Below are 11,630 nucleotides of genomic sequence, written 5' to 3'. Positions count from 1 at the left end.
CGCGCGCTTGTGGAGACCTGCCGGCCCACTGCACTAACACCCCAGGGCACTCCGGCTGCTGATGCCCCAGAACCCATATTTGCGCCCGTGCTTTTGCTTGAGAGCCTGAACAAACATCCAAAACGCCGAGACTGGCTTTTGCGTCCTGCGGGTTAAGGCGCGGGGGCATCGGGATCTGGTCACCCTCGTGGGCCATGCCGCGATGATCTCCACGGGGGAGTGGATCACGGCGTCTGCAATCCTCGCCACCGGCCTGTAGGAAAGAAAGAAAGTTCAATCGTGAGTTCGAGCGGCTTGTCCGAAACACGGTAAAGCGGGCACCACCAATCTGGGGGGTGATCCCGTCGCGACGGACATGGCGGGCGCCAGTGTCATCCACGCTGATGAAAACCATGAGGGAACTTTTTGACTACAACACAACTTAAAGTGTTTTTCTTCATTAGATAGTATCATCGTACTAACAGCCCCCGCGCGAGAGCCGCGCAGGGGTTTCATGGTCGGCCGATATGGGTGTTATGCTCCAATCCTGCGGGTTGAATGCATGTCAATCTCGGACAGGCTGGTCTGCTCGTCGCTTACCAAAGCGATGGCTGTATGCAGACCGCAATCAGCGGCCGATTTTGATCTCTGTTAAACGACCTCGTCGCCAGGGACGGGCCGAAGCTACCCTCTAGCTCTATACGAGTTGGCGGTTATCCTCCCCAAACAAGGAAGGTCAGCACCATGGCAGAGCCCGACACGCCTACGCGCAACCAAGGTACTGTCCTAGACGGGCATTGTTGCAGAACTCGGCATTGAAGCGGGATTTCCCCTTACCCCGCCAGCCTCAGGCCACGCGTTCGGTCTCGGCTGTGCCGAGCGCGTTGAAGCGGTTAATGAGCGCCACACGGATGTGGATTTTGGCCGTTTGCCTGTCCGGGTCTCGCGAGGCGATCCGTTCGCCGAAGGACTTCAGGCAGTGCATTTTCGCTTCGATCCGACTTCGGGCGTGATAGCCGGACCAGTGCTTCCAGTTGGCTCGCCCAAAGCGCTTGCTCGCCCGAAGGATGTCGTTGCGGGCACGGGCGGCAGGACAGTTCTCCTTCCAGAGGCGTCCGTTCTTGCGGATAGGGATGATGGCCGTGCCGCCGCGATCGACGATTGCGGTGTGGCACCGGCGGGTGTCAAAGGCGCCGTCGCCAGTCACGGTGCCGACCTGTTCATCGGCCGGGATCTGATCCAGAAGGTCAGGAAGAACCGGGCTGTCGCCTTCGCGGCTTGAGGTGAATTCCACCGCCCGGATGTCGCCGGTGGCCGTGTCCATGGCCAGATGGACCTTGCGGTATTGTCGCCTGCAGTGTGTGCCGTGCTTGCGCGCCAGCCATTCACGTTCATCGGGCTTACGCGGCCCCACTGGGCCACGGTCCCTCATCACCCCAGGAACTTGATCCCGGTGCTGTCGACCAGCAGGTTCACCGGTCCCGGCGCACGGCGGTGGGGGATCTGAACGGCCAGGGTCTTCTGTCTGCGGCTCAGCGTGGAGAAGTCCGGCACCGGCCAATCGAGCCCTGCCATCTTCAGAATGCTGGCCACCATCCCGGTTGTTTGCCGAAGCGGCAGGCTGAACAGCACCTTCACCATCAGGCAGAACTGGATCGCTGCATCAGAGAACATCGGCGGGCGGCCAGGACGTCCCGCCTTGGAAGCTAGCCAGACCATGTCCTTGTCCAGCCAGATCAGCAGTGATCCGCGCTGCTTCAGGGCCTTGTTGTAGGAGTTCCAGTTCGCCGTGCGGTAGCGGACAGCTTCGGGCTTGCTCATTCCGAGACGCTTACTCTACCAGCCCGGCCGCGTGAATCCCGCCGCACGTCGAGTTTTGCAACAACGCCGATGATGCTTTATTTTAACATTTGTCGGCTGTCTTTGTGTTCGGCCGTTGCGGATTCTAGGATCACGGCAACTTTGAGAGAAGCAGCCTTACCGCTGTAAAACCACATCGACGCAAAGAACATAGGCACCGGTCAAGCGCCTTTCTGCATGAGGCTCTACTTCTGGCCTAAGCAAAAAAATACCATGTGCTGAGTGCCAGTCCGGTCACGATGACGAACCGTCGGATAATGTGTTGCGGCACAAGCCGGCCGACCGTCACACTGCCCCATCCTCCAAGAATGCTTGCAACAGCGACGATCGCAACCGCTCCGTAGTCGATGGCCCCGGAAACAATGAACACAACCACGGCCAAGCCTTGCATAATACAGGCGAGCCAATTCTTGGCAGCGTTAAGGGCGTGGAAGTCACGTCCTTCGGTAAGGGAAAAGAGAGGCAAGCATCATGATCCTCATCCCCGCACCGAAATAGCCCCCATAGATCGCCACCAACCCCTGCAGACCCGTCGCGAGCGGTCCCGGCGGATCCTTTTTTCGGCGAGACGCCAGGCGCTCTCCCAAGGTCGCGATATGGGGTGCGATCATGAACAGGACGGCGGCAAACAGGATCAGAAAAGGGACGAGTGCGCGGAACGCCCCCTCCTCGGTGTTGAGCAGCAGCAAGCCACCCAGAATACCGCCGATCGCCGAAACAATGGAAAATGGCAGAAGCCGACGGAACGCGCGCGCAATCTTGCAGCGATACGCAAAGGTCGATGCAATCTGGCCTGGCAGAACAGAGACTGCACTCGTTGCGTTGGCGGTCACCGCGGGAAGACCGACGGCAACCAGCGCTGAGAAAGTGAAAATCGTTCCGCCACCGGCCAGTGCGTTGATCGCCCCCGCCACGAGACCAGAGCTGGACAGTAGTAGCACATCACCGAAATTCATTACGTCTATTTCTCCCTACACCCTGCCCGCCTGAAGACTGGCGAGACGCATCTGACCCGCGGCGGTCGGGGCTACCCGATATTTGCCAACGCCGATTTGAGATCAGACCTCCGGTCAGCCTGGGGGGCGTAGGAAGCATGCGCATGCGCACAAAGCAACGGCCTGTCACTCCAGCCCGAACAGACTGGAGGAGAACAAGCATGGAAAGGATATGATAAAGTAGGGGTGGCCAGCTTTCGGGGTTCAGCCGCATCAGAAGCTGTTTCCAGGCCCTGAAGGTCGGGACCTGCTTGGTCTCGACCTGCACAGCGCCGCCACTTCTCGGGTCCCGGCCAATTCTTGGATTTCGAATCTTGCTGGTAAAGCTACCGAACCCCCTGGACTCGACCCTCTTGCCATGTGCCAGATTGTTGGTGATCGGGTTCAAGATCGATGTCATGGCAGCCTCTACCACCAGAGGCGAAAGACGCGGGTTGGCTCGCGCGAGCTTTGCCTCTGCGCGAGAAGTCGCCCGGAGGTTTTTTCATTTCTAAACAACCGAACTGAAATTTATTCAACGTCCAGGTCAAGCCCAATGCTGTTACGTGGAATAGGTGCAGCGGAGGGGCCTCGCCATCAAATGAAGCAGGAAAAATTGCAGAGAAAAGCCCCGTGGCTCAATTCTAAAGCTTGGGTAACAACCATAAAGAGAATAATTATATCTTATTCACCCAATACTTTTGTTGTATAGAATCACAGTCCGTGTACTTTTGATGCAAAGTAAGGCGGCCAAAGAAGGGCTCTTTCGAGAGATGCCAGAACCTTGGAAAACAAGCTCGTCTTCCAGATTGTCGCCAAAATATCTGACGCGGAAAGAGTGGGATTTGGTTATCGCTGCCGTTGCGGCCTATCAGCATAATGCCCAGTATCGGGCCCTCCATCTCAAGCTGATAGATCAGTATGCGTTTTCCCCGGAAAACATCCAGAACAGGACGTGATCTTTTAAATCAAGGGGATATGTATCAGAGCGCAAAATTCTGTAAGAAGACATATTCCAAAACGAGTTGATTTTTTTAACGATTGCTGAAGATCAGTATATCGGCAGGTGATCGGCCGCATCAAGATTTCTAATCTTGAAAGAACGCGACGTAGATTCAGCGTCGTCCTTTTGGCTTGAAGCATCCACTTGCTAAAGGGACGTCTACATCAACTCCAATATTGATCGAGGTTGTCATGTCCAAGACGAACTTTGAAGATGAGATCGCCGCGCTGCTCAATAGAATTTATGCGTCCAGCCCAAGGGACAGATATCTCGTAGCAGAGCAGTTGCGAACTGCTGTCACGGCAATTAAGTTACCAACCCTGCGGGAGGATAATTTTTCAGGTGAAGACAGTCTTTTAGATTTAGATGAAGAAGATCCGTTCAATAACGTTCCTGTTTAAGATGTCCACCGGGCGCTCAAGAAGGTGGCGCTGACGACGACGAATTTTAAGATAAGCTGGTTCGTATGATGTTGGGCGCCTCGCCATTCTAAGACAACCCCACCCTCACAGCCAGCGGCTTATCATTACTCCTAGTTTAGCCGCGCAGGTAAATCTGATGTCGAGAAGCGACAGTTAGGAGTTGAGCTGGCCCCCTTTGGTCTCCCATTCGGTCAATCGGTTGCCGAGGGAGATGACATAGCGTGCAACAGGGCTGAGAGTGTCCTGGGAAGCTATTCGGCCATCCATCACAACATAGATTGCTTTGGCGGTCGCGTAATCGGTCAGTGTGAGGATTTCGGGTGCAGCGTTGAAGGTGTAGAAATGACCGAGCACCTCGCCGATCTGATCCTCTGGAAGGCCCGCCTCCAGAAACATGTCTCGGAACGCATGAGTCTCCATAAGCCAATCTACCACCTGTGCAGGCAGAACAGCGAACGATCTCGGGCCGGAAGGTCAGGTTTCCGCTTTTTACAACTCCGGGTTCACACACTCCCCTCGCGCTTGTGAATCTGCTGCTGCTTTCGGCAGCATTACGCCCGTTCTCCCGAACCACCGAAATCGAGAACAATGCGTGCCATCTGCTGGGTAAGCGTTCTCTGCCCCCCACCTTCCGCGCGGCATTCTGATCGGTTCATTGGATCGTGATGATTGTTGGGACGGAGTTTCTCCATGGAGTCTGCATTGGAGCTTCTCCCGGCTGGCGGCCGAGGCCGTCGGAACCGGAAGTGGCCGGATGAGGTAAAGGCGCGGATTGTGGCGGAGACGCTGATGCCGGGCGTGACCGTGAATACCGTTGCGCGGCGGCACGGGGTGCCGGCGAACCATGTCTCTTCTTGGCGGACGCTGGCGCGGAAAGGGCGACTGGTGCTGCCTGCTCCTGAAGATCCGGTGGAGTTTGCGGCGCTGTTGCTCGGCCCCGCTGAAGATGCGCCGCGGGCCGATGTCGGTGCCGTGGCCCGGCCGGAGATCGTCGCGGGCGCGGTGGTGATCCGTCTGGAAGTCGGGGCCTCGGCGGAGCGGATTGCCATGGTCGTGCGCGCCCTGGCGGCTACCCCATGATCTTCCCCTCCAACCGCGTGAGGATCATGGTTGCGACCAAACCCGTCGATTTCCGCAAGGGGCATGATGGCCTGGCTGCACTGGTGTCGTCGGTGCTGCGCAAGGATCCGTTCACCGGCACGGTGTTCGTGTTCCGCTCGCGCCGGGCGGACAGGCTGAAGCTTTTGTATTGGGACGGCACCGGTCTGGTAATGGCTTACAAGCGGCTGGAGGATACAACCTTTACCTGGCCGGCCATCAAGGACGGGATCATGGCGCTAAACCATGCCCAGTTTGAGGCGCTGTTTGCCGGGCTCGACTGGCGCAAGGTCAAAGCTCTGGAAACCCGCCCCCCTGCTGCGGCAGAATGAATCAGTTGCCTGATTTTCCATGTTTTTGCCGGAGATCCTTGATAAAATCAGAGCATGTTCGCAGCCTCTGTTCTCGATCTTTCCGCCATTCCCAACGCGCAGCGCGCGGCGGTTCAGGCGTTGCTGGAAGAGGTGGCGGCTCTCAAGGACATCACCAGACGCCAGGAGCATCTGATCGCCGAGCTGAACCATGCCCTGCATGGCAAGCGGTCGGAAAAGCTGACCGAGGATGAGCGGCAGCTGGCTTTCGAGGACCTGTCCATTGCGTTGGCCGAGGTCGAGGCTTCGAGGGAAACGCAGGCCACCAGGACGGACAAGGGGGCGACCAGGCCCGCGCCGAAGCGCAATATCGGCAACCTACCGGCTGCACTGCCGCGTATCGAAGAGGTCATCGAGCCCGCCAGCCTGATCTGCCCCTGCGGCTGCGGCATCATGCACAAGATCGGTGAAGACCGCAGCGAGCGGCTGGACATCGTGCCTGCCCAGCTGCGCGTCATCGTCACCGTCCGCCCGAAATATGCCTGCCGGTCCTGCACCGACGGCGTCACTCAGGCACCAGCACCTTCCCGCCTGATCACGGGCGGGCTGCCAACCGAGGCGACGCTCGCCCATGTGCTGGTCAGCAAGTATGCGGACCATCTGCCGTTGTATAGACAGAGCCAGATCCTGGCGCGGGCGGGCCTTGATCTGCACCGCGCCGTTCTGGCCGATTGGGTGGGCAAGGCCGCGTTCCATCTGACGCCGGTGGTGGACCGGCTGGCCGAGCATCTCAAACGGTCGGGCAAGCTGTTCATGGACGAAACAACGGCCCCGGTGCTGGACCCGGGGCGTGGGACCACAAAGACCGGATATCTCTGGGCACTGGCGCGCGATGACCGGCCGTGGGGCGGCGAGGACCCGCCCGGCGTGGTCTACTTTTATGCCCCCGGCCGCGCAGGCGAGAATGCCGAGACCTTCCTGACCGGCTTCGATGGCATTCTGCAAATCGATGGTTACACAGGCTATAACCGGCTGACCAAACCGATCCGCAAGGGCGGTGCCCCCATTCGGATCGCGCATTGCTGGGCGCATGCAAGGCGCAAACTGAAGGAAGTCTTCGACCGCGATGGCTCCGAGATCGCTGCTGAGGGGCTGCGCCGCATCGCCGAGCTCTACGCCGTCGAGGCCGACATCCGCGGTGTCTCGCCCGGCCAGCGCCTCTCGGCCCGCCAAGCCCGCACCGCACCGCTGGTGGCCGCCTTCGGCGGCTGGCTGCAGGCGCAACGCCGAAAGATCTCCACCAAATCCCGGTTGGGCGAAAAACTCACCTATATCCATAACCACTGGGAAGGGCTGCAAGCTTTCCTGACCGACGGGCGCATCGAGATCGACTCCAACAGGGTCGAAAATCTGATCCGCCCCATCACCCTCAATCGCAAGAATGCGCTCTTCGCAGGTCACGACGAAGGCGGCGTTGCTTGGGGCCGCATCGCCTCGTTGATCGAGACCTGCAAGATCAACGGCATTGAGCCCTTTGCCTATCTGAAGGCCACCCTCACGGCGATCGCCACCGGCCATCCACAAAGCCGCCTCGATGACCTGCTACCGTGGAACTTCAAGCCGTCAAGCTAAGTCGACAGTGGGGGCCAGCGACCGCTTACTCTGCTGGGCGAGTGGCTTGACGTTAACCGCGCCTATTTCGTGGAGATCTATGAGGGCGCAGGGCTGACGCGGGGTGAGACCGGTTCATGTCCGGCGCGGGGCCTTATCTCTGGCCAGAAAATATCGTGTCGGACTTCTCGTTGTCCACCGAGATCCTGCGCCGCGGCCAGTGTCATGGCATAGAGCACACGCAAATGTCGCCGCTGGTGCCGGATGCGGACCGTCCCGCGGCGGCAGCTATAGGGATAGTGTCCTGTGCAGTTCGCCCGGGATGGTCGGCTTATGGGGCCCTGGTGGAGCGAAAGCCGGACGAAGACTTTCTTCAAAGCACTGATCGCACCCGTCGGTCATCCGATCGCGATGACAATTTGCTCCACCTAATCCTCCGGAACTCGCACTCGGCGGAACTGACAGATCAACTTGACGGTCCCGCCGCCTGCAAAAATCTGACGAAGGGAGCACGCGAAACTTCACGTCAATTGCCTTCCCGGCAGATGGGCACCAATTCCATGGCACCGCAGAAAGCAGTCCCACATCTCGGGCAGTCTGGCCGACGGGTGAATGGACCCTTCCGATGGCCCCTGCCTGCGATCAGGCTCTTTGAAACTGATCCAGCACCATTTGCGTCTGTGTGACGATGGCGACAACTTTCCCGTCACGGCGCGTGACCGTCGTCTGCCAAACCTGCGTCGTCCGACCCTTGTGAAGGGGAACGCAAACTCCGCGCAGCACATCTCCCACGGAGACAGGGCGCAGGAAATTTGTCTTGCTTTCGATGGTTGTGGTTGCCTGGCCCGTATGGAGATTTGCAATAGCGCCCAATCCTCCAAGGTGATCAGCGAAGGCCATGATGGCTCCGCCATGCAGGACGCCGTTGCGGTTTGTCAGCGCCTCGGTTGCGAGCAGCTCAGCCACCACCTCATCACGCGAAGCCGAAACTGTGCGAAAGCCAATCAGGTCCGCAAAAGGAGGCTGTTCGCCGTTGAGGAGGAGGTGTTCGCCTTCGTGCATGAAGATCTCTTTCCAGTGATTAGGTTGGTTGGGGCAGAATTGAAAAGCTTCAGGCTTGGCCCTCTTTAATGCCTCGGGATCGTTCTCACCATACTGCAGGAGGTCTGCGCCGCCGACCGTCAAAAACCCATCAGGGTTTCGTGACAAGCGCATGCGGAAGCGCCTATTCCACAAAACGGCCGCTTATTGCAACCTAAGGTCACCAAGAGGTGTTATGCCGCACTGCAGCATGACATTCAGCGCCTCCCCGTTGGATGAGTCTACCCGAGCTGTCCTGACGTAATAGCACATGATGCCCCTGCAATTCGGCGGAGGCATTGATTGGTGCTTCCAGTTCAAGGCAGCATCCGAGAAAGATATTCCCATGACCCTCCGCCAGACAATCCAAGCCGCTTCCGAAAAAGCTGCCGACCTGATCACCAAGCTCTCCGCGACCTCGAACCAGGCGATCAAGACGCGCGAGAACCTGTTTACCGACCTGAGCAACGAACTCTCTCACTATGTCGAGATCGAGGAACAGCATCTTCTGCCATTGCTTCGCAAGCATGCCGAGACCAAGGACCTGGCGGCCGATGCCTTGAAGGGCAACAAGGACCTGCGCGCCGCGCTGGAAAAGCTGTCTGGTCAGCCGAAGGACGATGATGCCTTCCTCAAGGCCCTCGCCGATCTGAAGAAGGGTTTCCAGCAGTACGTTCGCAATGAACGCAAAGAGCTTCTCCCGGCTGTTCTTAAGGTGCTGACCGACGAGGAGGCAGCCGACATGGCCACTGGTATTGAGGATTCTGTGGAAGAGGCCAGGAAAGCCGATCGTGACGAAAAGCGCGAGGAGGCCGCCCAGGCCAAGCGCGAGGCCGAGGAAAAAGAGCAGGCCGCAGCAAAGGCACGCGCACGGGCCGCAAAGATCCGCAAGGAGAAGCGTGACGAGAAGCTTGAAGAACTGGCACTGGCCAAGCGAGAGGCTGAACAGGAAAAGCAAGCCGCCGCAGCCAAGCGTGCTGCCGTCCGTACCCGAAAGGCGGCGGAACGCGCCGCCCGCGAAGTCACTGAGACGGTTGCCCATGTGATGGATGAGGGCTCGACCACCGCCGAGGCCCGCACCCATGACATCGCCGGGACCCTTGCCGGGCGGACGCAAAAGATCGCGTCAGACACCCGCGAGGCAATGTCGGTCTATGGCGACACAGCACGGGAAATATTCGGCGACCTGCAGGCCGCCAAGAGTTCGCCGGCCGTCTCGACGCAGGTCGTGTCGGAGATTTCCTTTGCCTGGATGGACTGGTTTGGCAGGGCCGCTCGCGCCAATGCCCAAGCTTCTCGGCAGCTGATGCGGTCCCGGTCGCTAAAGGATATCGCAGAGGTTCAAAAGGAATTTGCCACCAGCACCATGCAGAACTGGATGGATCGCCGGGCTGCGGTGCTCCGGATTGCGCAGCGCGGCTCGGAGCAGGGGCCCAGCCCGCTCCAGGCTCATCGCAGCGACACCGCGTAGAAGCCAATCCATTCTCCGTGGGAGGGAACATCGTTGCAAGCAGCACCGCCGCATCTCCACGGCATCGAGACAAGGGTAGCAGTGCCTGTCGCTGTGCCCTTGCCTCGTCCGACCCGAACAAGGACAGGCAGATGATGACTGGCATGAATGCATGGACAGAGCTGGCATGCGCCGGCCTTGGCATGATGACGACAGGCTTGCGGGCAAGCGAGACGATGGCGGCCTCGGGCAGTGTGATAAGCGCGCGCGTGAGCATCATGGGCAATGCCGCCTGTCGCCCTGCCGAAGGCGACTATGCAGAGATCACCGATATGGTGGTTGAAAAGGTGGTGGCCATCTCGAAGGTCAACCAGGTCATTGTGGCCCATTGGTCGGCGTTGCTGGTGGATGCCTCCGAGCAGGCGCAGCATCTTAGCCGCGTGATGGTTGGCGGACGACCCTTGAGCACGGGTGACCTGGCAGGTCTTGCCGACCGCTGGATGGCGCATGGAACCCGGATAATCACCCGCAGCATGGATGCCGGTGGCCTGGTGCTGGCCCCTGTGCATCAGCAGGCCACAGCCAACGCTGAACGGCTGCGGTAGCACAGCCGAAGGCGGGACGGGGGCAGGGGGATAATGCTGCCACGCAACACCAGATGCTTGCAATGCTGCACTGCAGCATCTACTCGGTTGCACGGGATGGAAGCAGCGATACGTTCCTCGGTCTCTCGATCGCTGCAGCACCAGGAGTGAGCGATATGGCAAAGACCCCCGACCATATGAAAATGATGCAGGACATGATGGCTAACTTTCCTATCAGCACCTCGTCGATGCAGGACGCCATGAAGTCGCAGAGCTTGCTTGGTGAAAAGTTGGCACGCATGGCGCTGACCGCGGCCGAGCGCTCGACTGAGATTTCGGCCCGGTGGTCCAAGGACGCGATCACCCGCATTGGCGAGCTGGCCGCGGTGAAGAACGAGCCTTCCGCATATGCCAAGGCCATGAGCGACTTCGCGTCTGCCACCGCGGAAACCGCTGCCGAACAAATGGCTGCGTATGCGGAAGTGGCCAAGAAGGTCCAGATGGACACGGTCGACTTGCTCTTGACCGCCGGCAAGGACATTGGCTCTGATGCTCAGAACATGGCCGGAAAGGCAACGAGCGACAAGTCGGAGTGATCCCTGGAACCACGACCAAGAAGGGGCGGCCTGGCCGCCCATTGTTTATTGACGGCCGCAAACTGCGACTTGGCCGCTAACTTTCTTTGGACCGTCGTAAAGCCTCGACAACAGGCAACACAGGGTCTTTCTTGAAGGGAGCAGATTTGCTGCGCAACCTTATCAAGGATGGCATGATGGCAACCGGTACAGTTACATGGTTCAACGAAACGAAAGGCTTCGGCTTTATCGCAAGCGACAACGGCAACAAGGACATCTTTGTCCACATCTCCGCCGTTGAGCGTGCGGGCCTTCGTACGCTGGCTGATGGACAGAAAGTCAGCTTTGACATCGAGTCCGGGCGAGATAATCGCGAGAGCGCGGTGAACCTGTCTCTGGCCTGATCTAGCGCGCCCCAAGCAAGGCACGAACGAGGACAGCGGCTATGCTGTTCTCGTTATTCGTCAAGGATGAGTTTGGTAACGCGCAATATATGCCGCGTACAATGGCTGGGCTGTAGTTCCCTATCCCAACCCGCTCAAAGTCCTGCAGCGACACCATGAAGCTGGCGGAGAGGAACCGCTTGTCCCCCTTCGCCGCGAGGACCGCTAGCGTCATCGCCATGAGGGTTCCACCGATGCAGTACCCCCTCACGGTGACGGTCTCGCTGTTCGTAATTTTTC

General features: G+C 58.9%; 12 protein-coding genes and 3 pseudogenes. 9 read left to right on the top strand and 6 right to left on the bottom strand.

Annotated elements, in window-relative coordinates:
- Positions 1 to 121: 121 nt before the first annotated feature.
- A pseudogene (locus E4191_RS25000) lies at positions 122 to 235 on the top strand (YrrC family ATP-dependent DNA helicase); the annotation flags it as partial.
- A gap of 591 nt (positions 236 to 826) precedes the next feature.
- Here the strand turns inward: E4191_RS25000 and E4191_RS19045 are convergent.
- From E4191_RS19045 to E4191_RS19030, 4 genes and pseudogenes are all read right to left on the bottom strand, one after another.
- Positions 827 to 1,800, bottom strand: a pseudogene (locus tag E4191_RS19045) (IS5 family transposase).
- Positions 1,801 to 2,035: 235 nt separating this feature from the next.
- On the bottom strand, positions 2,036 to 2,305 hold the full coding sequence (locus E4191_RS24910) for a TSUP family transporter (RefSeq protein WP_139615992.1): 270 nt from the start codon (positions 2,303 to 2,305) through the stop codon (positions 2,036 to 2,038).
- Positions 2,274 to 2,795 (bottom strand): sulfite exporter TauE/SafE family protein, encoded by a 522-nt coding sequence (locus E4191_RS19035; protein ID WP_139615991.1) that lies wholly within the window; start codon positions 2,793 to 2,795, stop codon positions 2,274 to 2,276. Before E4191_RS19035 ends, E4191_RS24910 begins: the two co-directional genes overlap by 32 nt.
- A pseudogene (locus tag E4191_RS19030) lies at positions 2,782 to 3,270 on the bottom strand (HU family DNA-binding protein); the annotation flags it as partial. The pseudogene E4191_RS19030 and the gene E4191_RS19035, both read right to left, overlap by 14 nt.
- Positions 3,271 to 4,007: 737 nt before the next feature.
- Between E4191_RS19030 and E4191_RS19025 the strand changes: the two are divergent.
- Positions 4,008 to 4,217, top strand: coding sequence for a hypothetical protein (locus tag E4191_RS19025; protein WP_139615989.1), 210 nt, complete (start codon positions 4,008 to 4,010; stop codon positions 4,215 to 4,217).
- A 174-nt stretch (positions 4,218 to 4,391) separates the two neighbouring features.
- Here the strand turns inward: E4191_RS19025 and E4191_RS19020 are convergent, their stop codons facing one another.
- Complete coding sequence (locus E4191_RS19020) at positions 4,392 to 4,634, bottom strand: hypothetical protein (RefSeq protein ID WP_139615988.1); 243 nt, start codon at positions 4,632 to 4,634, stop codon at positions 4,392 to 4,394.
- Between the two features lie 378 nt (positions 4,635 to 5,012).
- Here E4191_RS19020 and E4191_RS19015 point away from each other — a divergent pair, with 378 nt between their 5' ends.
- The 3 genes from E4191_RS19015 to tnpC are packed head-to-tail and all read left to right on the top strand — an operon-like array spanning position 5,013 to position 7,279.
- A complete protein-coding gene (locus tag E4191_RS19015; RefSeq protein ID WP_231714332.1) occupies positions 5,013 to 5,318 on the top strand; it encodes a transposase in 306 nt (101 codons plus the stop codon).
- Entirely contained in the window at positions 5,315 to 5,668 is a 354-nt protein-coding gene (gene tnpB / locus E4191_RS19010) for an IS66 family insertion sequence element accessory protein TnpB (protein WP_136886773.1), read from the top strand. Before E4191_RS19015 ends, tnpB begins: the two co-directional genes overlap by 4 nt.
- 54 nt (positions 5,669 to 5,722) lie before the next feature.
- Positions 5,723 to 7,279 (top strand): IS66 family transposase, encoded by a 1,557-nt coding sequence (gene tnpC, locus E4191_RS19005; RefSeq protein ID WP_139615601.1) that lies wholly within the window; start codon positions 5,723 to 5,725, stop codon positions 7,277 to 7,279.
- 621 nt (positions 7,280 to 7,900) lie between these two features.
- Here the strand turns inward: tnpC and E4191_RS19000 are convergent.
- Positions 7,901 to 8,473 (bottom strand): PaaI family thioesterase, encoded by a 573-nt coding sequence (locus E4191_RS19000; RefSeq protein WP_228461860.1) that lies wholly within the window; start codon positions 8,471 to 8,473, stop codon positions 7,901 to 7,903.
- Positions 8,474 to 8,684: 211 nt separating this feature from the next.
- Between E4191_RS19000 and E4191_RS18995 the strand changes: the two genes are divergently transcribed.
- The 4 genes from E4191_RS18995 to E4191_RS18980 all read left to right on the top strand — a co-directional run bounded on the left by E4191_RS18995 (position 8,685) and on the right by E4191_RS18980 (position 11,351).
- The gene (locus tag E4191_RS18995; RefSeq protein WP_176562809.1) at positions 8,685 to 9,809 is read left to right on the top strand and encodes a hemerythrin domain-containing protein; all 1,125 of its coding nucleotides are present in this window, start codon (positions 8,685 to 8,687) and stop codon (positions 9,807 to 9,809) included.
- A 131-nt stretch (positions 9,810 to 9,940) separates the two neighbouring features.
- Entirely contained in the window at positions 9,941 to 10,393 is a 453-nt protein-coding gene (locus tag E4191_RS18990; RefSeq protein WP_139615986.1) for a hypothetical protein, read from the top strand.
- Positions 10,394 to 10,548: 155 nt separating this feature from the next.
- Complete coding sequence (locus E4191_RS18985) at positions 10,549 to 10,968, top strand: Phasin (RefSeq protein WP_139615985.1); 420 nt, start codon at positions 10,549 to 10,551, stop codon at positions 10,966 to 10,968.
- A gap of 176 nt (positions 10,969 to 11,144) precedes the next feature.
- Positions 11,145 to 11,351, top strand: a complete 207-nt coding sequence (locus E4191_RS18980; protein ID WP_135819143.1) for a cold-shock protein — start codon at positions 11,145 to 11,147, stop codon at positions 11,349 to 11,351.
- Positions 11,352 to 11,630 lie beyond the last annotated feature (279 nt).

This window comes from Paracoccus liaowanqingii, from assembly GCF_004683865.2.
In the GTDB taxonomy this organism is placed as follows: domain Bacteria; phylum Pseudomonadota; class Alphaproteobacteria; order Rhodobacterales; family Rhodobacteraceae; genus Paracoccus; species Paracoccus liaowanqingii.
The sequence above is the reverse complement of the archived record's forward strand: the minus strand, read 5'-3'. Positions and strand labels throughout refer to the sequence as shown.

Excerpts from the sequence above, each read along its gene's own strand:
- E4191_RS19035 (WP_139615991.1), bottom strand. The coding sequence starts at position 2,795 with ATGAATTTCGGTGATGTGCTACTACTGTCCAGCTCTGGTCTCGTGGCG.
- E4191_RS19020 (WP_139615988.1), bottom strand. The coding sequence starts at position 4,634 with ATGTTTCTGGAGGCGGGCCTTCCAGAGGATCAGATCGGCGAGGTGCTC.
- E4191_RS18995 (WP_176562809.1), top strand. The coding sequence starts at position 8,685 with ATGACCCTCCGCCAGACAATCCAAGCCGCTTCCGAAAAAGCTGCCGAC.
- E4191_RS18980 (WP_135819143.1), top strand. The coding sequence starts at position 11,145 with ATGGCAACCGGTACAGTTACATGGTTCAACGAAACGAAAGGCTTCGGC.
- E4191_RS18985 (WP_139615985.1), top strand. The coding sequence starts at position 10,549 with ATGGCAAAGACCCCCGACCATATGAAAATGATGCAGGACATGATGGCT.
- E4191_RS18990 (WP_139615986.1), top strand. The coding sequence starts at position 9,941 with ATGATGACTGGCATGAATGCATGGACAGAGCTGGCATGCGCCGGCCTT.
- E4191_RS19025 (WP_139615989.1), top strand. The coding sequence starts at position 4,008 with ATGTCCAAGACGAACTTTGAAGATGAGATCGCCGCGCTGCTCAATAGA.
- E4191_RS19000 (WP_228461860.1), bottom strand. The coding sequence starts at position 8,473 with ATGCGCTTGTCACGAAACCCTGATGGGTTTTTGACGGTCGGCGGCGCA.
- tnpB (WP_136886773.1), top strand. The coding sequence starts at position 5,315 with ATGATCTTCCCCTCCAACCGCGTGAGGATCATGGTTGCGACCAAACCC.
- tnpC (WP_139615601.1), top strand. The coding sequence starts at position 5,723 with ATGTTCGCAGCCTCTGTTCTCGATCTTTCCGCCATTCCCAACGCGCAG.